We start from the raw sequence: 23,538 nt of genomic DNA, 5'->3' as shown, positions 1-23,538 counted from the left end.
CTTTAAGCTATTGATAAATAATATGTTTTTATAATTTCAAGGCCCGAATATCGCGCCATAAACATTTGCTTACAAAGCAGCAGCTCGCTAAAGCCCGAGTCTGCTACTACAAGTGATAGGTTGAGCTGCCTGAATCGGCCATAAGATGCACAGCCTCGATTATGCGCATCCACCTACCCTCCCTCCCTGCCTTCTTGGCTTATGTTGCACTTTCCTGCCTGTTTGCGGCCGCATGGTTCACCCACCCTGCCCCTGTGCATTCTTCCTTTGCCCTGATGAACCCGGTGAGGGCTGTGGCTGAGCAAGTAGCCAAACCCATTTATACCAGCCGTTTTGCCTCGTCCGGGCTGGTGGACTTCGTGCATTCCTCAGCGGTAACCGCCTTGCCTGACGGTAGCCTGATGACCGTCTGGTTCGCGGGTACGCGTGAAGGCGCAGCCGACGTACAGGTGCGCTCTGCCCGCTTCGACGCGCAAACCGGCGAATGGGGTGCGGAACAGGTATTGGCGACTCGACAGTCGACCCAACTGGGCACTGGTAAATACATTCGAAAACTGGGTAACCCGGTCGTTGCACTCGCACCGGATAACCGGCTCTGGTTGTTCTACGTGTCCGTGTCCATGGGGGGCTGGGCCGGTAGTGCGGTTAATGTAATGGTCTCTGAAGACTATGGACGCCAATGGTCAGCGCCGCGCCAATTGATCACCTCGCCCTTCTTGAATATCAGCACCCTGGTACGGTCGGCCCCGGTGTTTCATGCCGACGGTTCCATCGGTTTACCGGTCTACCACGAATTTCTGGGCAAGTTTTCCGAGTACCTGTACTTGAGCGCAGACGGTGAGGTGATCGATAAATTCCGCATCAGCCATGGCAATAACTCATTGCAACCCACAGTCGTTCCGCTGGATGGACAGCGCGGCATCGCCTTGCTGCGTTATGCCGGCAACACCCACCATCGAGTACTGGCGACCCGCACTGAAGACGCCGGGCAAACCTGGAGCGAGCCTTACCCGCTCGATCCCTCGAATCCCAATTCCTCGTTGGCGGCCATAGCGACGCCCGAACATGGGCTGCTGGTGGCACTCAATGACTTGCAAGAGGGGCGCTTCAAACTGAGTCTCTATGGCACCGACGCAAAAATGGACGATTGGCGCTCACTGCGGGACCTCGACAAATCGCCTGATCCAGAGGGCGATACGTTTTCACCCGAGGCCTACAAGGAAATCATCGGCAGAGAGTTTCGCGGATCCAGTGGCGCACTTCGCCAACCGCTGGAAGCGCAGTTCCTGAACAACCTGGACAGCCGGGTCTGCAAGGAACAAGCCTGCAGTTTCGAATATGAATACCCGTACTTCATCCGCAGTCCCGACGGGATGTATCACCTGGTTTACTCCTGGAACAACACCTTCATCAAGCACGTCACCTTCAACGATGCATGGCTGTCGGAGCGTGCCAAATGATCAACCTTTGGCAAGCGCATCTCAGTTTCACAATGATCATCTTTCTGTTGCTGCCTTCTTTCGGCTTGAAAAGGGCCGCGCAGATCGTGCTGTTGGTTGCATTGCTGGCCGCCAGCTTTATACCGCTGGACGGCTTGTCCTTGGCGGCTTACCTGCGCAGCCACATTGATGACCTTGCGATGACAACCTTGGTGTTCATGGCGTGGGGCTGTTTGCGTCGACTGGGTTTCCTGCCGGCTGCGCAGCAGGATAAAACCCGCGTATTGATTATCTTCGCTGCGCTGGCGCTGGCGTTGTATCCGGCAACGCTGGGGTTGAGTCATCTGGACCCTTACCGGTTTGGCTTCAGCCCGCGCCCGATGCTGATTTTCTTCGCTCTGCTCACGGCAGGTCTGTTTTACCTGCGCAGCTACCTGGCCGTCGTGATGCTGGCCAGCGCGACCCTGGCCTTCATCGCAGGGGTAAAACCTTCGCACAACTATTGGGATTACCTGGTTGATCCGCTGCTGGGGCTGTATTGCTGCGCGGCACTGCTGATGCTCGCGGCGCGCTGGACGTACGGTTGGCTGAACACGCGGTTTGGCTCAGTGAAAGACTCCGGATCCATTTGAGATTCAACGACATTTTTAACAGGGGTACAGGGATGGGTTGGCTGCAATCGAGACGTTTGCATTATTGGCTAGGCGCGACAGCGATTGTGTTTGTGCTGTTTGCATTGCTGCGGGTGGTGTTCTTTTTCGGCTTCTCCGGTTTCGACGCCCGAGCATTGAGCGACGATCATGCCGTCCTGGAAACCCTCGGCATCGGCTTTCGTTTCGATCTGCGTTTGGCCATCCTGGTGATGTTGCCACTGGCGTTGCTGGCCTGGATTCCCCGTTGGAATCTTGTCAGCAGCCGCCTGCTTCGCCGATTGGCACGCGTGTATCTGTCAGTCGCCCTGGGCGCCCTGCTGCTGATCTATATCGTCGATTTTGGCCATTACGCCTATCTGGGCGTACGGATCAATGCCACCGTGCTGCGCTTCATAGACGACGCGCAAATATCCCGTGACATGGTTTGGCAAACCTACCCGGTTATCTGGATTTCACTGGGGTGGCTGGCAACGGTCGCCCTGGTGACGTTGGCCCTGGTGCGCCTGGAACGCGTGACGCTGGACCGCCCCCGTAAAGCCATTCACCCGCTCTCCGTTACATGGGGTAGCGCGTTGATGGTCGTGTTGGTGCTGTTGGGTATTTTGGGACGTGTCGAGAACATGAACCTGGAAAACCCTGTCCCGTTGCGCTGGAGCGATGCGTTCTTCTCCGGCAATAACCAGGTCGCTGCGCTGGGCTTGAACCCGGTGATTTTCCTCTACGACACGGTCAAGGTCGGCCAGTCGCGTTATGACGAAGCGCAAGTGCGTGAACACTACGCCGTGATTGCCAAGTACCTGGGCGTGGACCAGCCCGATCCGCAAACCCTGAATTTCGTCCGTCATCAGGCGCCACAACCCTACAAGGTATCGAGCACTCGGGCGCCGAACGTGATGTTTGTCATGCTCGAGTCGCTGGGTACCAGTGCCGTCGGTGCCTATGGCAACCCGATCAATCCGACACCCAATATCGATCGACTGGCCACGCAGAGCTGGTTCTTCGAGCACTTCTATGTTCCGGTCACCGGGACCGCAAAAACCGTTTGGGCCAGCATTAGCGGGGTTCCAGACGTCACTCGACAGGAAACCGCGACGCGTAATCCGCTGATCACCAAACAGCACACATTGATCAATGCCTTCACCGGTTACGAGAAGATCTACACCATTGGCGGCAACTCCGGTTGGGCCAACATGAATGCCTTGATCCGGCAAAGTATCGACGGGGTTCGTTTGTTCGAAGAGCGGGACTGGAAATCCCCGGTGGTGGATGTCTGGGGGATTTCAGATCTGGATCTGTTCAAGGAAACCGACAAGATCCTGCAAGCGCTGCCCAAGGACAAACCGTTCTTTGCCTATGTGCAGACGGCCGGTAACCATCGTCCCTTCACGATTCCCAAGAGCAATGACGGATTCGAGGTCAAGCACCCTACCCTCGCTGAAGTTCAGGCTGCGGGATCGCGCAGTGTCGAGCAGTACAACGCCGTGCGCCTGCTGGACTTCAACATCGGACGCTTGATGGAAATTGCCAAAGCAGGCGGTTACTACGACAACACCATTTTCGTGCTGTTTGGCGACCACAACACCCGTATCGCCCAGATCCCTTTCCTGGCACCGGCTTATGAGCAACTGGGTCTGGAAAGTAACGCGGTGCCCATGATCATCCATGCACCGGGTCTGCTCGGCACGCGGACCGTCAAGGAAGCTGTCGGCCTGGTGGACTTGCTGCCAACCGTGGCGGGCATGGCCGGCCTTGAGTTTCGCAACAGCGGCCTGGGGCGTGACATCCAGCAGCCTGCGCCCGAGGGTGAACGCGTAGTGCCGTTGGTGTTGCGTGAAGGTACGTTCCCGTTGATTGCAGGCGTCACTCAACACTACATGGTGCAGATGGAGCACGACGGCAGCTCGCCGACGCTGCACGATCTGGCCTCAGCGACGCCGCTGGACAACGTAGCCGGGCAAAACCCTGAAGAGTTCAAGCGCCTGGTGCAACTGACCCGCGGCATGCATGAAACGTCCAGGTTGATGTTGTACCAGAACGTGCGCAAGTAACCGGGATCGGGGTCGGCTGCCGCGCCGACCCCGATAGCGTGCCGGCACTATTGTCTAATCGCGATCCTCATCCTGCCCTTCCCTCCATTCCTCGGGATGGACCTTGAGATAGCTGCTGACAGCGACGCCTAAAGTCGGAAAAAACGCAGCTTCGCCAAACCGCTCGAATAGTCCGAAGCGCTTCAACTTGTCTTTGACAGGGTCCTTCATCTCGGCCACGCACAACGTGATGCCAGCCTCGTTCAAGGTTTGGTCCAGTTCAGCCAGCATGTCGGCGGAAGTCACATCCACGCTGGTGACCGGTTCGGCTGCTACCACCAGCCAACGAACCGGCGTGGGTGATGTCGCCACGGCGTCCAGCACTCGGTCATGGAACAGTTCTGCGTTGGCAAAAAACAACGGCGCATCCCAGCGAAACAGCACCAGGCCGGGAATAAGGCGCGCATCCGGATAACGCGTGATGTCGTGATAGCCCTGGACGCCTTTGGCGCGACCCAACACCGCAGAATACGGCCGCCAGCCATCCCATAGAAACTCGATCACCGCGACAACGATGGCCAGGCCAATGCCCTCGATGGCGCCGAATACGGCCACACCGAGCGTACAAACGATCGATAACCAGAATTCCCAGCGCTGGATACGATAGATCCGTCGCAGGTCGGCGACCTCGATCAGGCCGATAGCCGAAGCGATGACCACCGCCGCCAGTGCGCTGGTGGGCAGGTTTTTCAGCAAATCCGGGGCATACACCAGCAATAAGGCAACAGACAGTGCTCCAACCACGCCGGCAAGTTGGGTTTGGGCCCCCGCCGCCTCGGCCACAGGCGTGCGTGACGAACTGCTGCTGATTGGAAACCCCTGGAACAAACCGCCGGCAAGGTTGGCGACGCCGAGCCCTACCATCTCCTGGTTTGGGTCGACATAGGTCTTGGTCCGCGCCGCATAAACGCGCGAGAGCACACTGGTGTCGGCGAACGAGACAAGCGCAACGGCGCAACCTCCGATCACTACAGGAACGATATCGGCGCGACTGATCCAAGGGATGGCAAACGCCGGCAAGCCTTGGGGCAGCGAACCGAGGACCGCGACATTGTGGGTTGTAAGGTCAAGCACGCCAACGGCGATGGTGGCGCCTGCCACGGCGATCAGAATCCCCGGCACGCGTTTTTTGTCCTTGAGCAACAAGATGACCGCCACGGTGGCTGCACCGATCATGAAGGTGGTCCAGTTGGTTTTCCCATCCATCACCGAGGTGGTAATGGCCCACAGGTTGCGCAGCGGTCCGTCGGATTCAATCGAAAAGCCGAAAAACTTGGGTAGCTGACTGATCAATACCGTCAGTGCGATGCCGTTCATGTAGCCATAGCGGATCGGTTTGGATAGCAGTTCGGTGACAAAGCCCAGCCGTGCGACACCCGCCAGAATGCACACCACCCCCGAGACAATCGCCATCATGCCGGCAAGGGCGATCGCCCGATGCGGATCACCGCCGGACAGCGGCAAGACTACGGCGAGAATGATGGCTGCCAATGAGGAATCCGGCCCCAGCACCAGGATTCGGCTGGGGCCGAACAACGCATAAGCGAGCAATGGAACGATGGTCGCGTAAAGGCCATAAATGCCGGGCACCCCCGACGCCACCGCGTAGGCGATGCCGACGGGCACCAGCATGGTGGTGAGCACGAGTCCGGCCACAATGTCGCGCCGCAACCATGTCATCTTGTAGCGGCTCAACGTCCGCAGCCCCGGCAGCCAACGGCTCAAGCCGGTTTGATCGCCAGTATGCCTGTGCGTAATCCGGCCCGGTTCGGGAGCGGGTGGCGGAGCATCCGAATCGCTCATGGGACTTGAGCCCTCAAGGATAACAAACGGCGTGCGGTAGATTCATTCTGGGTCAAGTCTGCGATCTTGCTCAGTAATGAGTGAAAAATTCAACGATGGACCAGGCAACCTGCACACTCATCGTCGACCGCACCGACGCCAATAGCGTGTCTCCCCGTGTCGCAAATTCATAAATTCTCGCCGATCACACGATGTTTTTTCTCCTGAGTCTCAGCCAATGATGCCAATGTGCCTTTATTGCACCTTACGCTGACCTCTTGATCGCCATCTATTAGCTGACTCAGGAATTACGGACTATGGGAAGCTGGAAAATCAGGACTCATCTGCTAGTGCTTACCAGCACTTTGCTCCTGGGTTTGTTGTGTGTCGGCGGGCTTGGACTCTTGGGAATGCAATCCGCTGTACGCAGTCTGGAGACTGTGTACCTCGATCGGGTCGTGCCGCTGCGGGACTTGAAAAAAATCGCCGACCTGTACGCCGTGGACATCGTCGACGCCACCCACAAGGCACGCAATGGCAACTTCACCAACGCTGAATCATTGACCCGGATAGAGCAAGCGCAGAGGGAAATCGATCAGACGTGGCGCGCGTACAAATCAACAGAACTGATCCCCGCAGAAACCCGTTTGATCGCGCAAATCGACCCGCTGATGGAAGCGACCCACGGTCCATTGCAAAACTTGCAGGGCCTGCTGCGCCAGAACGACGCGGCCGGTCTCGCGCGTTTCGCGACAGATCAGCTGTATCCACTGATCGATCCCTTGTCAGCCAAGTTTTCCGAGTTGATCGAAGTTCAACTGGTGGAGGCCAAGAACCAGTTCGAACAGAACCAGAGCGCCTATACCTCCAGTCTCCAGCTCAGCCTGTTGATTCTGGCATTGGCCCTGATCGCGGGCGTGGCCTACACGGTCTTGTTCTCCCGCCTGTTGAGCCGCCAGCTCGGTGCCGAACCGGCAGAACTGGCGGCCATCAGTTCGAACATCGCCCAAGGGAAACTCGCCGCTACACAGTTTGATCAGCAACAGTCGACGGGGGTGCTGCACTCCGTCCAGGCGATGCGCCACAGCCTGAGTGAAATGATCGGAAAGATCAGCCAGGCCTCCGGGCAGATCGAGGGTGCCACGCTGCAATTGTCTGCGTCCTCCGAACAAGGATTGAGCAGCGCCGCACTGCAAAGCGAGACAGCCTCCTCCATGGCGGCCACGGTAGAAGAGCTTTCCGTCAGCATCACTCACATCGCCGACAATGCTCGACAGGCCCAGAGCACCGCACAGAAAGCAGGCGAAATCACCAGCGAAGGCATGGAGGTCATGCAGGCCTCCATCCAGGAAATGAGCCAGATAGCCGATCTGGTGACACAAAGCTCATCGGACATCGATCAACTGGCGATTCAGTCCAACGACATCAGCCTGATTGTCGGTGTGATTCGGGGCATCGCCGAACAGACCAATCTCCTGGCCCTCAATGCCGCCATTGAAGCGGCACGCGCGGGCGAGCAAGGTCGCGGCTTCGCCGTGGTCGCCGATGAAGTGCGCAGCCTGGCCGCCCGCACAGCCCAATCCACCACGGAAATCGTTGCCTTGGTCAATGCCATACAAAGCGGCATGATCAAAGCCAAAGACAGCATGGCCGCCGGCTGCGAGCGCGTGACTCATGGTCAGAAACTGGTCGAAAGCGCGGGCCATTCCATGGGCAGGATCAAGGGTGTGCTGGACGAATCCCTTGCGGCCGTCAGTTTCATTTCGGTGTCGCTCCAGGAACAACGCGCCGCCAGTGAACAGGTCGCCTGCAACGTCGAGAAAGTAGCGCAAAGTGTGGAAGAGAACGCCACCGCCCAAAGCGGGATCGTGCGCACAACCCAAGAACTCAAGGCAATGTCCGACGGGCTGGGCGTCATGCTGCAGCGGTTCAGCTTCTAAAAGGCCTGGCCCCCGTCAAACCAGTCAACGGCAGTTTGAAGGTTATGACGGGGGGCACCCGGTTGCCGAAGATGGTCTAGGATTTAAATGGCGAGCTTTCGTCACTCACACCCTGCCGCTGTTTGTCTGGCCCACTCAAAGGGAGACGCCAACGTGAGTACCTTGAAACTTCATCCTGCCCTGGACAATGGTATCCAACCCGCCGACGCGAATTTCACCGGTGGCACCCTGCAATGCCTGTGTGCGACCGACAAAGTCGAGGTCCGGATCGACGCGCAAACCCTGCATAACCACGCGTGCGGCTGCAGCAAATGCTGGAAACCGCAAAACGCGATATTCGCCGTCATTGCCGTGGTGCCTCGGGACAAGGTCAGCGTCACTGCCCACGGCGAAAAACTGGCCATTGTCGACGAAAAAGCCACCATCCAGCGACATGCCTGCAAGCAGTGCCACGCCCATCTCTTTGGGCGCATCGAGAACAAGGACCATCCGTTTTATGGCCTGGACTTCGTCCACACCGAGCTATCTCCCCAACGAGGCTGGGCTGCACCAGGCTTCGCGGCGTTCGTGTCCTCCATCATCGAAACCGGCACACCGCCAGCGCAAATGAAAGCCATCCGTGAGCGCCTGCGCTCTATCGGCCTGGAACCCTATGACTGCCTGTCCCCGGATTTGATGGACGCAATGGCGACTCATGTCGCCAAACAGAAAGGCCTGCTGCCTGCCGCCTGATTGATCGGTCGCCGCGGTTTCTTCGCCGGACCGCGGCCCCCGGGCAGCTTGTTTGGGGATCTGTCGTCAGCGACGTCGAGAAATGGCAAACGCCGGCAGCGCTTCAATCCTCTGGGGGTTTCCTGAATACCAGCAGCTTCCCGGTTGCACGCTGCACCACCTTGTCATTCTGATTCAGCGTTTCCATGAACAGCGTCACCACGCCCCGATCCGGTTTGGAGGCTGACGGTTCGATGGCCTGCACCTTGCTGAACAGGCGTAACACGTCATCCGGATAAGTCGGTGTCGGCCAGCTCAGCTCGATGCCCAGGCCAATGATGCCGTCCGCCAGGGGGACGCTGGCCACGAGCATCTTCATGGTCAGGGCCGCAGTGTTCCAGCCGCTGGCCGCCAGACCGCCGAACAGACTCAACTCGGCCTCTTCGGCACTCAAATGGAAAGGTTGCGGGTCGTATTCGCGAGCAAACGCCAACATCGCTTCTTGATGGACGCGAACAGGGTCGCTTTCAAACTCCTGACCCAGACTCAGGTCATCGAGGTAGAGTTTTTCCCAGGCATGCAGGGTCATGATTCATTCCTCCGCAGTGCATTACGAATAGCCGATGTCGCTGAGATCGATCGCCACCAGCAAGGCGTGCTCATCCGCCTGGCCGTCGGCCTTGCGTCGATAGGCGCGCCGCTTGCCGGGCATGCGCAAGCCGTCGGTTTCTACATAGCCATGAACGTACTGCGCGGCAGCCAGGCCACCGCTGACATCCACGTTGTAGTCGTGACGACGTAACAGAAAGTCTGCACCGAAGTAGAAATCCTGCACCGCGCAGTGCGTGGCGATTGTCTCGGGGAAGGTCACCCGCAAACGACGCCAGCGCTCCGAGCCCTCGTGCCAGGGCTCGACTTCCTCGGTCACGACACCCGGCCAGGTGAACTGGAAAGGCATGGTCAGGTACGACCAAAGCGCGTAACCGTTGAAGTACGCTCGGTGCAAGGGATCCCAGGGACTGTTTTCCCCATGGTCGCGAAAGGATTCTCTGGGTTTCGATCGCTCGGCGATTACCTTGCCGGCGGTATTTTCGATGGCGATTCGATCCGGGGTGTAGGCGGTGAATTGGTCGGCCCCACCAAAGGGCGTCACCGAGGCCCGCTGCTCATGCAGCCAGACGGTCATCTGCCGTGGCGCGCTGTCCTGGGTCAGCCCTTTCATGGCCCAGAGCGACCCCCCGGTCACGATAGTTGCGTGTACCTGGTTGAAACTGCTCCAGCGCTCCAGACCACCATGGGCGATCAGTACGCGATTGAGCAGTTCATCACCCGGTGCATTCATAGTGGCGGCCCTCCTCCCTCCGAAGGCTGATCCCGAACCCATTGCCAGAATAATTGATACCCGACCGCCAGCACCACCGGACCGATGAACAACCCGATGATGCCGCTGGTGACCATCCCGCCAAGCGCGCCGATCAGCACCACCGGCATCGGCACATCAACACCGCGCCCCAGCAGCAGCGGTTTGAGCACGTTGTCCACCAGGCCGGCAACGAAGACGAAGATGGCGAACACGATCGTCACGGTGTTGGCGCCTTCGGTGGCGAACACAAAGGCAATCACCGGAACCGTGATCAGCGTCGCCGGCAATTGCATGATGCCGAGCAACAGCACCCCAAGGGCCAGCAAACCGGCGCCGGGAATGCCCTTGAAGACAAACCCGAGCCCCACCAGCAGCATCTGGATGAACGCGATCCCGACCACGCCCAGCGCGACCGCACGGATCGTTGCGGTGCACAGCGCGGCAATTTTCGGTCCTTTGGCCGGGTCGCTGACCCGCGAGGCAATCTGCACCGCGCTGCGACTGCCGCTCTCGCCATAGGCCATGAAAATACCGGCGATGATCAAGGCGAAAATGAAGGTCAGGAAACCCATGCCGACGCCGGCCAATTTGCTCAAAAGGGACAGGCTGAAGTGCTTGATCTGCGGGAGGTATTTGGCGGTCAGGTCGGGAAGATTGGTTGAGGCTTCAAGCCACAAGTCAAACAGCGGCTGCCCCACCAATGGCCAACTGGCAATGGATTCGGCGGGTGGTGGCAGGTGAAAGTCGCCGCCCTTGACCACTTCCATCACACGGTCGACCGAGTCGGCTATCGAGGTGCCCAGAAAGTAAATCGGCAACACCAGGATGACGATGGCGATCAGGATAATCAGCGTCGCAATGCGCCCGTCATTCTGTCCCAAGGGCCCTTTCAGACGCGCCTGCAACGGGTAAAGGGTAATCGCCAGGATCAGCGACCACAGCATCAGGTCACGGAACGGGCTGAAGATTTCAAAGCAGAACAGCACCAGAACCGCGATCAACCCAGCCCGGATAAGGACATCGAGCAGCGTGCGCGTCAGCGTTTTTTCGGAGAACGAAGTGGGCTCCATGGAGGCCTCCTGATCACTGCAACGGTACGGGATCGGTTAGCCCAGCATAGTCGTTCGGCGGAAAACGCGTGGATTCAACGCAACTTCAATGGATCAACCATTCCGGCGGCAATGGCCATGCCGACCAGGTCCGGCAGGGTATTGGCCTGCATGCGTTTCATTACGCGTGAGCGGTAGAGGTCGACGGTTTTTGCGCTCACCCCCAGTTGCTCGGCGATTTCGCGGGTGGTGTAACCCTGCACCAGCGGCAACAAGACGTCGCGTTCCCGTGGGGTCAGCGTGAGCAAACGCGCCTGCAACGCTTCATGCCCCTGATTACCCGAACGGTGGGTCGCGCAAGTGCTCAGGGCCTGTTGCACGCTGTCCAGCAGCAGTTGTTCGTTGTAGGGCTTTTCAATGAAGTCGTGAGCGCCGGCCTTGAACGCACGCACCACGATCGGCACATCGGCGTGACCGCTGACGAAGATGATTGGCAGGTTCAATTCGCGCAATCGCATTTCTTCCTGCACGTTCAAGCCGCCCATGCCGGGCATGCGTACATCCAGCAGCACACAGGCTGCCAGGCTGGCATCGCAGGCATTGAGGAACTCAACACCGCTGGTAAACGGCAACGCCTTGAGGCCGACTGATTCCAGTAACCAGACCGTTGAATCGAGCATGCCTTGATCGTCATCGACCACATACACCACGTGCTCCGTCACACCCGCCATTGCATTATTCCTGTTGTTGTTTTGTTGGACCGGCAAGCGGCAAGCGACAGCACATCAGCAGCCCGACCGGTTGGCGGCGGGCCTGCAATTCGCCGCCGAAACCTTCGATGATGCTGCGGCTCATGGACAAACCGAGCCCCAGGCCATCGGCCTTGCTGGTATAGAACGGGGTAAAAATCTGCTCCAGTTCGGGCTCGCTCACGCCGGGCCCCTGGTCCTGCACCGTGATGTCCACGGTGGCGGCATTGCCCTGCCCGGCGGTCATCATAATCAGCGAGGGCTGGCCGGGATGTTGTTCGCGGTTGGCATCGATGGCATTGCGCAACAGATTGAGCAGGACTTGTTCCAGCAACACTCGATCGGCATAAACGGGCGGCAGATTATCCGGCAGACGATCCTCGATTGTCACTTGGCAATTACTCGCTTCCCAGGCACACAAACGCACGGCTTCGCGGGCAACATCGGTGACGTTCAGCGCCTGCATGCGGCGCTGGCCTTTGCGCAGAAACGCGCGCAAACGGCGGATCACTTCCGAGGCGTGCGTGGCGTGATGGGTGATGCGTTCCAGCCCTTGCGCAACCCGGGCGGCCGCCTGGGGGTTGGAATCCACGGTCTGCAAATAGCGCTGGCTGGCGTTGGCGTAATTGACCACCGCGGCCAGCGGCTGATTGATTTCGTGGGCGATGCCCGAGGCCAGTTCACCGAGGGTGACCAGGCGCGCGGTGTGCGCCAGTTCATCCTGATGGCGGCGTTGCTGCACTTCGCGCAATTCACGTTCGGTCATGTCCCGCGCCACCAGTGAATAGTAGCGCTCGCCACCGGCCGAGCGATGCGCCAACAGCACCAGCGACACCGGCACCGACGCGCCACCGCCCGGTGGTTGCAAGCGCGCATCGGTGCTCCAGACGCCGTCGCGTTCGGCGCCGCTCCAGCCGTCACGTTGCAGACGCGTCAGGTCTGCGCTGGCGAACAGTTGTGCCAGGACCGGCATCGGCTGTTGCTCGCCTATGCCGAGGATGCGGCGTGCCGCCGGGTTGAGGTAAGTGACTTGCCCCTCGGGGTCGATGAACAGCACCGGATCGGTGTTGACCTCGACGACTTCGGCCAGGCGCCGCTTGTTCTCTTCGGCCTGCACTCTGGCAGTAATGTCCCGGGAGACGCTGACCACCTCGACCACCGTACCGGTATAGGTTTCACGAATCGCCCGACTGGCGGTTTCGAACCACAGGTAATGCCCGTTCCGATGGCGAATGCGATAGGTCATGGTGTGATAACCGTCCTGCTCCAGCGCATCGCGGGCACGCTGCACCAGGCTGGCCAGGTCCTGGCCATGGAACAGGCCCTGGGCCATTTGCCCGCGCAGTTCTTCCGGCCAGTAGCCGAGCAACGTCCATGACGCGGGGGAGGCATCGAGAAAACAGCCGTCCGGTGTGTGCCGGGAAATCAAGTCGGTGGTGTTCTCGATGATCAGCCGGTACAACCGCCGCGCCTGGGCCGCTTCGCGCTCGGCCAGCACTTGCGCGGTGGCGTCGCGGCAACGGGCGAGCACACGGTTGTCCTGGGGATCGGGAATGAATGTCCAGATCAGAATCTGCGTTTCGAGCTGGGCTTCGACCCCTTCAATGGCACGCTGCTGGTCCAGACACGCGCGCACCAGTACCCGATGGTTGACCGGCAGAAAACCGAATACGTCGCTCAGCGGCTTTTCCGCCAGCAACGCCAGCAACGCCGCGTTGAATTCCTGCGGCCGTCCCTGCGCGTCGAGCAACAGGCTCGGTTGCGGATCGTGGCCCAACAGTGGCGAGCCACGCAGCATGCCGTTGACGCTGCTGAGCAAAGTCGTGAGCAAATCCTGCACCCACCCCAGCCAGTCGAAACTGACGCCTTCGCAGACTTCCACCAGCAACAACCCGGCCTGCCCAGGCGTCAACGCCAGATCGAACACTTGGCCATGGCTAATGGCGGCGCGGCGCAGTCGACCGGCCAACCAGCAATCCAGTTGCCGCACTTGCGCCAGATCGAGGCGCCCGGCTTCCAGCAAACGCTCGAACAGCAACTGATCGCTGGCCAGCGAAGGGTCGCCCTGGCCCGGGGGAAAATGCTGGGCGGCACCTTCATGGCTGTAGATTCGCGCCTGGGGTTGCCAACTCAGGTAAACCGCGCGACGCACCTCAGGGCAATCCTGCAAGGCCCGGCACAACGCATCGGCCCGGGCGGCCAGAGGCACGGCCTCACGCTGCAGGCGCAACCAGCTGTGCAATCGAACGGGAGTCAGGGTCATCACGGGTCCGCTTCGTTGGGGAAGCCAAGGATATACCGGCCTTGGCGATTTAACGGTAGTCATTTAGTTCAGCACGAATCAAATATAGTACATATACCATACGCCATAGGTTGTACTTCCATATCGATGGAGGATTGTTATATAAAGCACACCGGACATATAAAGGTGACCTCAGCGGCAACGCTGAAAGGCCACCGATAGAGCTAACAATCAGCCACCGAGTACCGCACATGTCGATCTATGAACAAGGGCTAGGCCCTTCGGCTGTCAATCACATCGCCTTGTCTCCGCTCAGCTTCCTTGAGCGCACGGCCAATGTTTACCCCGACTACCCCGCCGTCATCCACGGCTCGATTCGCCGTACCTGGGCGCAGACCTACACCCGTTGCCGACGCCTGGCCTCGGCGCTGGCTGGTCGCGGCATCGGCAAAGACGACACCGTGGCGGTGATGCTGCCCAATATCCCGGAAATGCTGGAAGTGCATTTTGGTGTGCCGATGATCGGCGCCGTGCTCAACCCGCTTAACGTGCGCCTGGATGCTGAAGCCATTGCGTTCATGCTCCAGCATGGCGAGGCCAAGGTGCTGATCACCGACCGCGAATTCCATAACGTGATTCACGCCGCCATCGGCATGCTTGATCACCCGCCTCTGGTCATCGACGTCAACGACCCGGAATACGGTGAAGGCCAGGCCGTCAGCGATCTGGACTATGAAGCGTTGCTGGCCGAAGGCGACCCGGCGTTCGCCTGGCAATGGCCAGCCAACGAGTGGCAAGCCATCTCGCTGAACTACACCTCCGGCACCACCGGCAATCCGAAAGGCGTGGTCTATCACCACCGCGGCGCTTATTTGAATGCCTTGGGCAACCAGATGACCTGGGCCATGGGCAACCATCCGGTGTACCTCTGGACCCTGCCGATGTTCCATTGCAACGGCTGGTGCTACCCATGGACCATCACCGCGCTCGCTGGCGTTCACGTGTTCCTGCGCCGGGTCGATCCGCAGAAAATCCTCACGCTGATTCGCGAACATCAGGTCACGCACCTGTGCGGCGCGCCGATCGTGCTCAACGCGCTGGTCAACATGCCGGAATCGGCGAAGGCGGCCATCGATCACCCGGTCAACGCCATGGTCGCCGGTGCTGCGCCGCCGGCCAAAGTCATCGGCGCCGTGGAGGAAATGGGCATCAAAGTCACCCACGTGTACGGCCTGACGGAAACCTATGGTCCGGTGACCCTCTGCGCCTGGCATGCCGAATGGGACGAACTGCCGCTGGAAGAACGGGCGCAGATCAAATCCCGTCAGGGCGTGCGCTACCCGACGCTCGAAGGTGTGATGGTCGGCGATTCGAAGACGCTGGAACCGACCCCGCGCGATGGCCAGACCATCGGTGAAGTGTTCATGCGCGGCAACACCGTGATGAAGGGCTACCTGAAAAACCCGACGGCCACCGCCGAAGCATTCGAGGGTGGCTGGTTTCACACTGGCGACCTGGCGGTGTGTCACCCCGACGGTTATGTCGAGATCAAAGATCGCCTCAAAGACATCATCATTTCCGGTGGCGAGAACATTTCTACCATCGAACTCGAAGGCGTGCTCTATCGCCATCCGGGGGTGATGGAAGCCGCCGTGGTCGCCCGCCCCGATGAAAAATGGGGCGAAACGCCCTGCGCCTTCATCACCTTGAAGGCTGATCACCAGGACGTTCGCGAGGCCGACATCATCAGTTTCTGCCGCGAGCATCTGGCCGGTTTCAAAGTCCCGCGCACGGTGATTTTCACCCTGCTGCCGAAGACATCCACCGGCAAGATCCAGAAGTACGTGCTGCGCGACAGGGCCAAGGCCCTCTAACCCTCACCGACGTTTCACCTATCAGGCGGCAGGTCTCTTACCTGCCGCCTCGGGCTCGTGCAGGCCGAATTCGGCCTGCCCTGCCCCCACACACCGATAACAACAACAATGTGGAGCGCATCATGATCGACATCCATGCAACCGATACCCAACGCTGTGAACGTATTCGGACCAACCCGAAATTCCTGCAACTGGTCAGCAGTCGCTCGCGCCTAGCCTGGTCGTTGAGTGCTGCGGTGCTGGGCACTTATTACCTGTTCATGTTCGTGGTGGCGTTTGCCCCGCAATGGCTGCACGCGCCGCTCGGCGAGCACCGGATGTTGACCCTGGGGATGCCGGTCGGCGCGGCGATCATTGTTTTTTCCTGGTTGCTGACCGGTTGGTACGTCTACAGCGCCAACACGCGCTTCGATGCGCTGGGTTCGGCCATTCTTGAGGAGAGCAAGTGATGCGTAAACTCATCCTCGCCGCAGCCTGCCTGTTGCCGACCTCCGTTGTATTCGCTGCACCCGCGTTGGGTGCCATCGAAAAACAACCGCTGAACCTGCATGCGATCGGCATGTTCTTCGTGTTCGTCCTCGGCACGCTGGCCATCACCTGGTGGGCCGCGCGCCAGACCAAATCCACCTCGGACTTCTACACTGCCGGCGGTGGCATTACCGGGTTTCAGAACGGCTTGGCGATTGCCGGCGACTACATGTCCGCCGCTACGCTGCTGGGGCTGTCCAGCCTGGTGTTCGCCAAGGGTTACGACGGTTTCATCTACACCATCGGCTTCTTTGTCGGTTGGCCGATCATCACCTTCCTGATGGCCGAGCGGCTGCGCAATCTGGGGCGCTACACCTTTGCCGACATCGTCTCCTACCGACTGGACCAGAACAAAGTGCGGATCTTCGCTGCATTCGGTTCGTTGACGGTGGTGTGTTGCTACCTGATCGTGCAGATGGTCGGTGCCGGCCAGTTAATCAAATTGCTGTTCGGCCTCGACTACCCGGTAGCGGTGGTGATCGTCGGCGCGTTGATGCTGGTGTATGTGATCTTCGGCGGCATGATCGCAACGACCTGGGTGCAAATCATCAAGGCTGTGTTGCTGCTGGCCGGCGGCACGACTCTCGCGGGCATGGCCATGTCGCAGTTCGGTTTCAGCTACGAAACCCTGGCCACCAAAGCGGTCGAAGCGCATGCCAGCGGCTGGAATATCATGGGCCCCGGCTCAATGCTCGCCGACCCGATCAACACCGCGTCAATGTCTCTCGGCCTGGTATTCGGCATTGCCGGTCTGCCGCACATTCTGATGCGCTTCTTCACCGTACCCAACGCCAGGGAAGCGCGTAAATCGGTGTTCTACGCCACCGGTTTCATCGGTTTCTTCTTCCTCGTGGTCTGCACCCTGGGCTTCGCCGCGATGGTGATCATCGGCACCGATCCGCAGTACTACGTCAACGGTGAAGTGGGCGGCGCCTTGATTGGCGGCGGCAACATGGTCGCGATGCACTTGGCCAAAGCGGTAGGCGGCAACCTGTTCCTCGGGTTCCTCTCGGCCGTGGCGTTCGCCACCATCCTTGCGGTGGTCTCCGGGCTGGCCCTGGCCGGTGCGTCGGCGATTTCCCACGACCTCTACGCCACCGTCTTCAAGAAAGGCAACGCCACCCAGAAACAGGAAATGCGCGTCACCCGCATGGCCACCGTAGGCCTGGGCATCATCGCGATTCTGCTGGGCATTCTGTTCGAGAAGATGAACGTCGCGTTCCTGGTCGGCCTGACCTTCGGCATCGCCGCCTCGACCAACTTCCCGGTACTGATCATGGCCATGTACTGGAAAGGCCTGACCACCAAAGGCGCGATCATCGGCGGTTTTGCCGGCCTGATCTGCGCGCTGGTGCTAGTGATCCTGTCCCCGGCCGTGTGGGTGACCGTGCTCGGTCATGCTCACGCCATCTTCCCGTACGACCACCCGGCACTGTTTTCCATGCCGCTGGCGTTCCTGGTGATTGTCGTCGTGTCCCGACTCGACCGCAGTGTGCGGGCCGACAAGGAACGTGACGCCTACGCCGACCAGTTCGTGCGCGCCCAGACCGGTCTCGGTGCTGCCAGCGCTTCCAGTCATTGATTGAAAGGCACGGCGCCCGGTTGCGGCGCCGTGCACAACCGTCCTGTCGAGGTTCACGTTATGCCCGAATTCAAAGCCCCCCTGCGCGATCTGCGCTTCGTCCTGCATGAGGTGTTCGACGCCCCGGCCCTGTGGGCACGCCTGCCTGCCCTGGCTGACAACATCGATGCCGGCATCGCCGACGCGATCCTTGAGGAAGCGGGGAAAGTCACCGCGCACCTGATCGCACCCTTGAACCGCAGCGGCGACGAAGAAGGCGCACAGTGGCATGAAGGTCAGGTGACCACGCCCATCGGCTTCAAACAGGCTTATGCCACGTACATCGAGGGTGGCTGGGTCGGCCTGTCCGGTAATCCCGAGTACGGCGGCATGGGCATGCCGAAAATGCTCGCCGTGCAGTTTGAAGAAATGCTCTACGGCGCTAATTCCAGTTTCGCGCTGTATTCGGCATTGAGTTCCGGTGCGTGCCTGGCGCTGGATGCCCACGCCAGCGACACCTTGAAAAACCTGTACCTGCCGCCGATGTATGAAGGTCGCTGGGCCGGCTCCATGTGCCTGACCGAAGCCCATGCCGGCACCGACCTGGGGATCATCCGCACTCGCGCCGAACCTCGGGCGGACGGCAGTTTCAGCATCAGCGGCAGCAAGATATTCATCACCGGCGGCGATCAGGACCTGACCGAAAACATCGTCCATCTGGTGTTGGCAAAACTGCCCGACGCGCCGGCCGGACCAAAAGGCATCTCGCTGTTTGTGGTGCCCAAAGTGCTGGTCAATGCCGACGGTTCCCTTGGCGCGGCCAACGCCGTAAGTTGCGGTTCGATCGAACACAAGATGGGCATCAAGGCCTCGGCCACCTGTGTGATGAATTTCGACGGTGCCAGCGGCTGGCTGGTGGGCGAAGCCAACAAAGGCCTCGCAGCGATGTTCACCATGATGAACTACGAACGCCTGTCCATCGGTATTCAGGGCATTGGCTGCGCCGAAGCGTCCTATCAGAGTGCGGTGGCCTACGCCCGTGAACGCATTCAGAGCCGCGCCCCGACCGGCACCGTGGCCCCGGACAAAGTCGCCGATCCGATCATCGTCCACCCCGATGTGCGCCGCATGCTGCTCAGCATGAAAGCCATGACTGAAGGTGGCCGCGCGTTCGCCAGTTATGTCGGGCAGCAGCTCGATCTGGCGAAGTTTTCCGACGATGCGCAAGAACGCGAGAGCGCCCAGAGCCTGGTCGCGCTGCTGACGCCGATTGCCAAGGCCTTCTTCACCGACACCGGTCTGGAGAGCTGCATCAACGGCCAGCAAGTGTTCGGTGGCCATGGCTACATCCGCGAATGGGGCCAGGAACAATTGGTCCGCGACGTGCGCATCGCGCAGATCTACGAAGGCACCAACGGCATTCAGGCGCTGGACCTGCTCGGGCGCAAAGTGCTGGCCGATAACGGTTTCGCGTTGCGTCAGTTCACCGGCCAGATTCGGCATTTCGCCCACCAGCCTGACGCGCCCCACAGCGCGCAATTGTTCGATGCCGTGCAGCGCCTGGAAGACCTGAGCGACTGGTTGCAGGACCGGGCAGCGACCAACCGCAACGAAGTCGGCGCCGCTTCCGTGGAGTATTTGCATCTGTTCGGGTATGTGGCCTACGCCTGGTTGTGGGCGCGCATGGCGCAGGTTGCCCGGCAAAAGCTAAGCGACGACGAAGGCTTTTACGGTGCGAAGATCGCCACCGCCGACTTCTACTTCCATCGCCTGCTGCCGCGCATTTTGAGCCTCGAACAATCGATTCGCGCCGGCAGTGCCTCGTTGTTCGGTCTGAGCGCCGAGCAGTTCTAACGATTGAACCGCACGCGGCGCCACGCTCCTCTCTTTTCGGCGCTCGCGTTTTTTCTTGGTAAGCCCTCGCCCGGTTGGCGAGGGTCGCGCAAGCCGTCATTTCATAATAAAAACAAAGGGGCTTCACATGGATCGCAACACCCGCACTCTCGCTACCCGACTGTTGCTGGCCGGCGGCGTCATCAGCCTCTCGGCCCCCGCCGCTGCTGACTTTATCAAGGACAGCAAGGCCAGCCTTGAGCTACGCAACTTCTACTTCAACCGTGACTATCGTCAGACCAACGCGGCGCAATCGAAACAGGAGGAATGGGCGCAGGGCTTCCTGTTGCGCTACGAATCCGGCTTTACCGAGGGGCTGATCGGGGTCGGTTTCGATGCGATCGGCCTGGTAGGCGTCAAACTCGACTCCAGCCCGGATCGCGCCGGCTCCGGCCTGCTCCAGCGCCATCGCGACACGCGCAAAGGCGCGCAGGACGAATACGGTGAACTGGGCCTGACCGCCAAACTGCGCGCATCCAAGAGCACATTGAAACTGGGCACATTGCTGCCCAAGCTGCCGACGGTATTGGCCAACGATTCACGGCTGTTGCCGCAAACCTTCAAGGGCGGCCAACTGACTTCGCTGGAAGTCGAAGGCCTGACCGTGGATGCCGGACGGCTGACGCAGGTCAACCAGCGCGACTCCTCGGACTATGAGGACATGGGCATCACCCGAACCGGCGCCAAGGGCATCACCAGCCGCCATTTGGACAGCGACAGCTTCGATTTCGCCAGCCTGAACTACAAATGGACCAGTAACCTCGCCACTGGTTATAGCTACGGCCACCTCGACAATTTCTACAGCCAGCACCTGGTCAACCTGACCTACGTGTTGCCGGTCACCGTCGGTCAATCGTTGAAGACTGATCTGCGGTTCGCACGCTCCATCGATGATGGCGGCAGTAATGTCGACAACAAGGCAATTGGCGCCATGTTCACCTACAACCTCGGTGGGCATGCATTCGGCCTGGGCTATCAAGGCATGAGCGGCGACACCGGGTATGCCTACATCAATGGCACCGATGCGTTCCTGGTGAACTTCGTCCAGATCGGCGACTTTGCCAGCAAGGACGAAAAATCCTGGCAGGCCCGTTACGACTACAACTTTGCCGCCCTCGGCATTCCCGGCCTGACGTTCATGACCCGCTACATCAACGGTACCGATATAGACCTGGGTAACAACCGCCCTGAAGGCAAGGAATGGGAGCGCGATACCGATATCGGGTATGTCGTGCAGAGCGGACCGCTGAAAAACGTCGGAGTGAAATGGCGCAATGCGACAGTGCGCTCGACAAATTTTGGCAGTGATCTGGATGAAAACCGGTTGATCGTCAGTTACACGTTGCCGATCTGGTAAGGCGGCATAACGGCCACCATCGATTCGCCAGCAAGCCGGCTCCTACAGGGGGGGGCGTACACCCCGATCCTGTAGGAACTGGCTAGCCTCCCCCGCAAGAAAGTCAAAACACAGCACATCGGTTCAATATCCCCGTCCGACTCTACGCCACCATGGCCTCCTCACTCACCCCGTAAGGACATCGCCATGGCTATCGCAAAAGCAGTACCCGGCAAAACCCTGCTGACCCCAACCGACCACACGCTGATCATGATCGATCACCAGTCGCAAATGTCCTTTGCGACCAAGTCGATCGACGCCGTGACCCTGCGCAACAATGCCGCGCTGGTGGCCAAGGCGGCGCGCGGCTTCAAGGTCTCGACCATCCTCACCACCGTTGCCGAAAAGAGCTTCTCCGGCCCGATCTTCGACGAAATCAAATCGGTGTTCCCGGAACACAACGTCATCGACCGCACCAGCATGAACACCTGGGAAGACGAGCGCATTGCCGTTGAAGTGAATAAGTTCGGCAAACAGAAAATCGTCCTCGCCGGCCTGTGGACCTCCGTGTGCATCGTCGGCCCGGCGCTGTCGGCCATCGACCAGGGTTTTGAGGTGTACGTGATTGCCGACGCCTGTGGCGACGTCACCACCGAAGCCCATGAAATGGCGATGCAGCGCATGATCCAGATCGGCGCGCGGCCGATGACTTCGTTGCAATACCTGCTTGAATTGCAGCGCGACTGGGCACGTACCGAGACCTACGACGAAACCGTGAAAACCTCGATTGCCAACGGCGGTTCTTACGGTCTGGGCCTGATCTACGCCAAGACCATGTTCGGCGCCTCCGAAGGTCATTAAGTAACAACGCGGCTCCGGGGTTCCGGAGCCGCTTCCCTTCGCGGTGGACTGATCGATGACGTTTTCCTCACGAGACCTCAGTCGCGGGTTGTGCCTGTGTTTGCCGGCGCTGTTATCAGGCATGGTCCTGGCAGATGAATCGCAGGGCTTGCTGGCCGGCGCGAAGCTTGAAGTGCTGAGCCGAAATTTCTATCTCAACAACGACTATCGATCCCCGACGCCGGCAGGCAAAAGCTACAAAGCTGAGTGGGCTCAGGGCTTTATCAGCTCTTTTGAATCCGGTTTCACCCCCGGCACCCTCGGATTCGGACTCGATGCCCACGGGTTTCTAGGATTGAAACTGGACGGTGGCAAGGGCCATTCCGGGACAGGGTTATTGCCGCTGGACAGTGACGGTCGCAGCGAAGACAACTATTCCAGTGCTGGCGGCGCGTTGAAAATCAAGGCATCGAAAACCACGTTGGCCTTCGGTGAAATGATGGTCGAAACCCCGGTGTTCGACACCGCGGATAAACGCCTGCAACCCGAGTACGCCAGCGGTTTTCTGGTGAACAGCCACGAGATTGAGGGAATGAATCTGGTCGCCGGCCACTTCACGGCGTTCAAGAATCAGGACGGTGCTTCGGGCAAGGACAACTTTTACGGCTACGGCGCCAACACTGAAGCGGGCGGCATTTCTATTCTGGGTGCCGACCTGTTTACGCAAAGTCCGTTCGGCGCGGCCCTCTATGCTTCAGAGCTGACCGACACCTGGCATCAGTACTACGGCAATCTGCACCTGAAACAGTCCGGCTGGTTCCTCGACGCCAATCTCTATCGCACGCAGGACACAGGCCAGGCGTTGGCCGGTGCTATCGACAACACAGCGTTCAGCCTGTCAGGCAAATACACCGTCGATGCCCACGCCTTCACGTTGGCCTATCAAAAGGTCAACGGCGATACCCCGTTCGATTTCGTCGGTGGCGACTCAATCTACCTCGCCAACTCGATCAAATACGCCGACTTCAACGGTGCCCACGAGCAGTCCTGGCAAGCTCGCTACGACCTTGATCTGGGCCTCTATGGCGTTCCCGGGCTGAAATTCATGACCCGTTATGTCACAGGCAGCCAGATCGACGGTACGCACGCACCCAAGGGCGGCGCCTACAACCCGTTCGATGAGTCGGTCGGTGCGTACAGGCCGCTGCAAGGTGATGGTGGACGGCATTGGGAGCGAGACATTGACTTGCGCTACATCGTGCAGTCTGGATCGGCCAAGGGCTTGTCGCTGCAACTGTCCCATGTCTCGCACCGGGCCAACAGCGCCCAGGCGGGCGATGATATCGACAGGGTTTATGTCGTTATCGAATACCCGCTGAGTTTCGGCCGTTTCTGATAATCGTCAGCCGGCGTGCTCGCACTCTCAAGCAGGCTCGCTCCCACAGGGGTTGGCGTTTATCATGACCGCCGAAAACAACCCTGCCTTGTATG

The 23,538-nt window shown here is 59.6% G+C and carries 18 protein-coding genes; 12 read left to right on the top strand and 6 right to left on the bottom strand.

The features are described 5' to 3' along the window. The first annotated feature begins 161 nt into the window (after nt 1-161). From IB246_RS03240 to IB246_RS03230, 3 genes are read left to right on the top strand one after another with little or no spacing between them, the layout of a single operon-like run. Nucleotides 162-1,460, top strand: a complete 1,299-nt coding sequence (locus IB246_RS03240) for a sialidase family protein (RefSeq protein ID WP_008041507.1) — start codon at nt 162-164, stop codon at nt 1,458-1,460. Next, the gene (locus IB246_RS03235; RefSeq protein ID WP_008041506.1) at nt 1,457-2,071 is read left to right on the top strand and encodes a hypothetical protein; all 615 of its coding nucleotides are present in this window, start codon (nt 1,457-1,459) and stop codon (nt 2,069-2,071) included. Before IB246_RS03240 ends, IB246_RS03235 begins: the two co-directional genes overlap by 4 nt. A gap of 32 nt (nt 2,072-2,103) precedes the next feature. Beyond that, nucleotides 2,104-4,140, top strand: a complete 2,037-nt coding sequence (locus IB246_RS03230) for an LTA synthase family protein (RefSeq protein ID WP_008041505.1) — start codon at nt 2,104-2,106, stop codon at nt 4,138-4,140. A gap of 54 nt (nt 4,141-4,194) precedes the next feature. Here the strand turns inward: IB246_RS03230 and IB246_RS03225 are convergent, their stop codons facing one another. Continuing rightward, a complete protein-coding gene (locus tag IB246_RS03225; protein ID WP_008041504.1) occupies nt 4,195-5,982 on the bottom strand; it encodes a SulP family inorganic anion transporter in 1,788 nt (595 codons plus the stop codon). Between the two features lie 296 nt (nt 5,983-6,278). Between IB246_RS03225 and IB246_RS03220 the strand changes: the two genes are divergently transcribed. Continuing rightward, the gene (locus IB246_RS03220; RefSeq protein WP_008041503.1) at nt 6,279-7,901 is read left to right on the top strand and encodes a methyl-accepting chemotaxis protein; all 1,623 of its coding nucleotides are present in this window, start codon (nt 6,279-6,281) and stop codon (nt 7,899-7,901) included. Nucleotides 7,902-8,054: 153 nt separating this feature from the next. Then, a complete protein-coding gene (gene gfa, locus IB246_RS03215; protein WP_008026381.1) occupies nt 8,055-8,633 on the top strand; it encodes an S-(hydroxymethyl)glutathione synthase in 579 nt (192 codons plus the stop codon). Between the two features lie 103 nt (nt 8,634-8,736). On the opposite strand, the gene IB246_RS03210 is transcribed toward gfa, so the two are convergent. From IB246_RS03210 to IB246_RS03190, 5 genes are all read right to left on the bottom strand, one after another. Next, complete coding sequence (locus tag IB246_RS03210) at nt 8,737-9,201, bottom strand: MaoC family dehydratase (RefSeq protein ID WP_008026361.1); 465 nt, start codon at nt 9,199-9,201, stop codon at nt 8,737-8,739. Nucleotides 9,202-9,222: 21 nt separating this feature from the next. Beyond that, nucleotides 9,223-9,954 (bottom strand): hypothetical protein, encoded by a 732-nt coding sequence (locus IB246_RS03205; protein WP_008041501.1) that lies wholly within the window; start codon nt 9,952-9,954, stop codon nt 9,223-9,225. Next, complete coding sequence (locus IB246_RS03200; RefSeq protein WP_008041498.1) at nt 9,951-11,045, bottom strand: AI-2E family transporter; 1,095 nt, start codon at nt 11,043-11,045, stop codon at nt 9,951-9,953. The genes IB246_RS03205 and IB246_RS03200 overlap by 4 nt, the downstream gene beginning before the upstream one ends. 74 nt (nt 11,046-11,119) lie before the next feature. After that, nucleotides 11,120-11,755, bottom strand: a complete 636-nt coding sequence (locus tag IB246_RS03195) for a response regulator transcription factor (RefSeq protein ID WP_008026356.1) — start codon at nt 11,753-11,755, stop codon at nt 11,120-11,122. Nucleotides 11,756-11,759: 4 nt separating this feature from the next. Continuing rightward, a complete protein-coding gene (locus IB246_RS03190) occupies nt 11,760-14,036 on the bottom strand; it encodes a PAS domain S-box protein (RefSeq protein WP_008041495.1) in 2,277 nt (758 codons plus the stop codon). Nucleotides 14,037-14,266: 230 nt separating this feature from the next. On the opposite strand from IB246_RS03190, the gene IB246_RS03185 reads away from it, so the two are divergent. The 7 genes from IB246_RS03185 (at nt 14,267) to IB246_RS03155 (ending at nt 23,443) form a co-directional block, all read left to right on the top strand. Beyond that, nucleotides 14,267-15,889 (top strand): acyl-CoA synthetase, encoded by a 1,623-nt coding sequence (locus tag IB246_RS03185; RefSeq protein WP_008041494.1) that lies wholly within the window; start codon nt 14,267-14,269, stop codon nt 15,887-15,889. Between the two features lie 122 nt (nt 15,890-16,011). Continuing rightward, nucleotides 16,012-16,338, top strand: coding sequence for a DUF485 domain-containing protein (locus IB246_RS03180; protein WP_008041492.1), 327 nt, complete (start codon nt 16,012-16,014; stop codon nt 16,336-16,338). Further along, nucleotides 16,338-17,999, top strand: a complete 1,662-nt coding sequence (locus IB246_RS03175; RefSeq protein WP_008041486.1) for a cation acetate symporter — start codon at nt 16,338-16,340, stop codon at nt 17,997-17,999. Before IB246_RS03180 ends, IB246_RS03175 begins: the two co-directional genes overlap by 1 nt. Nucleotides 18,000-18,059: 60 nt before the next feature. Further along, nucleotides 18,060-19,832: an acyl-CoA dehydrogenase C-terminal domain-containing protein gene (locus tag IB246_RS03170; RefSeq protein WP_008041485.1), complete on the top strand. Its 1,773-nt coding sequence runs from the start codon at nt 18,060-18,062 to the stop codon at nt 19,830-19,832. 127 nt (nt 19,833-19,959) lie between these two features. Continuing rightward, nucleotides 19,960-21,228 carry an OprD family porin gene (locus IB246_RS03165; protein ID WP_008041484.1) on the top strand — a complete coding sequence of 423 codons (1,269 nt, stop codon included), beginning with the start codon at nt 19,960-19,962 and terminating at the stop codon, nt 21,226-21,228. Nucleotides 21,229-21,414: 186 nt separating this feature from the next. Beyond that, a complete protein-coding gene (locus IB246_RS03160; protein WP_008041483.1) occupies nt 21,415-22,068 on the top strand; it encodes a hydrolase in 654 nt (217 codons plus the stop codon). A 55-nt stretch (nt 22,069-22,123) separates the two neighbouring features. Beyond that, on the top strand, nt 22,124-23,443 hold the full coding sequence (locus IB246_RS03155) for an OprD family porin (protein ID WP_008041482.1): 1,320 nt from the start codon (nt 22,124-22,126) through the stop codon (nt 23,441-23,443). Nucleotides 23,444-23,538 lie beyond the last annotated feature (95 nt).

Source organism: Pseudomonas sp. PDM01 (assembly GCF_014852325.1).
GTDB lineage: Bacteria > Pseudomonadota > Gammaproteobacteria > Pseudomonadales > Pseudomonadaceae > Aquipseudomonas > Aquipseudomonas migulae.
This window is presented reverse-complemented; position numbering and strand designations above follow the sequence as displayed.

What these genes read in the sequence shown, in the direction of transcription:
- IB246_RS03195 (WP_008026356.1), bottom strand. Translation starts at nt 11,755, where the DNA reads ATGGCGGGTGTGACGGAGCACGTGGTGTATGTGGTCGATGACGATCAA.
- IB246_RS03180 (WP_008041492.1), top strand. Translation starts at nt 16,012, where the DNA reads ATGATCGACATCCATGCAACCGATACCCAACGCTGTGAACGTATTCGG.
- IB246_RS03155 (WP_008041482.1), top strand. Translation starts at nt 22,124, where the DNA reads ATGACGTTTTCCTCACGAGACCTCAGTCGCGGGTTGTGCCTGTGTTTG.
- IB246_RS03190 (WP_008041495.1), bottom strand. Translation starts at nt 14,036, where the DNA reads ATGACCCTGACTCCCGTTCGATTGCACAGCTGGTTGCGCCTGCAGCGT.
- IB246_RS03205 (WP_008041501.1), bottom strand. Translation starts at nt 9,954, where the DNA reads ATGAATGCACCGGGTGATGAACTGCTCAATCGCGTACTGATCGCCCAT.
- IB246_RS03185 (WP_008041494.1), top strand. Translation starts at nt 14,267, where the DNA reads ATGTCGATCTATGAACAAGGGCTAGGCCCTTCGGCTGTCAATCACATC.
- IB246_RS03230 (WP_008041505.1), top strand. Translation starts at nt 2,104, where the DNA reads ATGGGTTGGCTGCAATCGAGACGTTTGCATTATTGGCTAGGCGCGACA.
- IB246_RS03165 (WP_008041484.1), top strand. Translation starts at nt 19,960, where the DNA reads ATGGATCGCAACACCCGCACTCTCGCTACCCGACTGTTGCTGGCCGGC.
- IB246_RS03200 (WP_008041498.1), bottom strand. Translation starts at nt 11,045, where the DNA reads ATGGAGCCCACTTCGTTCTCCGAAAAAACGCTGACGCGCACGCTGCTC.
- IB246_RS03170 (WP_008041485.1), top strand. Translation starts at nt 18,060, where the DNA reads ATGCCCGAATTCAAAGCCCCCCTGCGCGATCTGCGCTTCGTCCTGCAT.
- IB246_RS03240 (WP_008041507.1), top strand. Translation starts at nt 162, where the DNA reads ATGCGCATCCACCTACCCTCCCTCCCTGCCTTCTTGGCTTATGTTGCA.
- IB246_RS03175 (WP_008041486.1), top strand. Translation starts at nt 16,338, where the DNA reads ATGCGTAAACTCATCCTCGCCGCAGCCTGCCTGTTGCCGACCTCCGTT.
- IB246_RS03235 (WP_008041506.1), top strand. Translation starts at nt 1,457, where the DNA reads ATGATCAACCTTTGGCAAGCGCATCTCAGTTTCACAATGATCATCTTT.
- IB246_RS03210 (WP_008026361.1), bottom strand. Translation starts at nt 9,201, where the DNA reads ATGACCCTGCATGCCTGGGAAAAACTCTACCTCGATGACCTGAGTCTG.
- IB246_RS03220 (WP_008041503.1), top strand. Translation starts at nt 6,279, where the DNA reads ATGGGAAGCTGGAAAATCAGGACTCATCTGCTAGTGCTTACCAGCACT.
- IB246_RS03160 (WP_008041483.1), top strand. Translation starts at nt 21,415, where the DNA reads ATGGCTATCGCAAAAGCAGTACCCGGCAAAACCCTGCTGACCCCAACC.
- IB246_RS03225 (WP_008041504.1), bottom strand. Translation starts at nt 5,982, where the DNA reads ATGAGCGATTCGGATGCTCCGCCACCCGCTCCCGAACCGGGCCGGATT.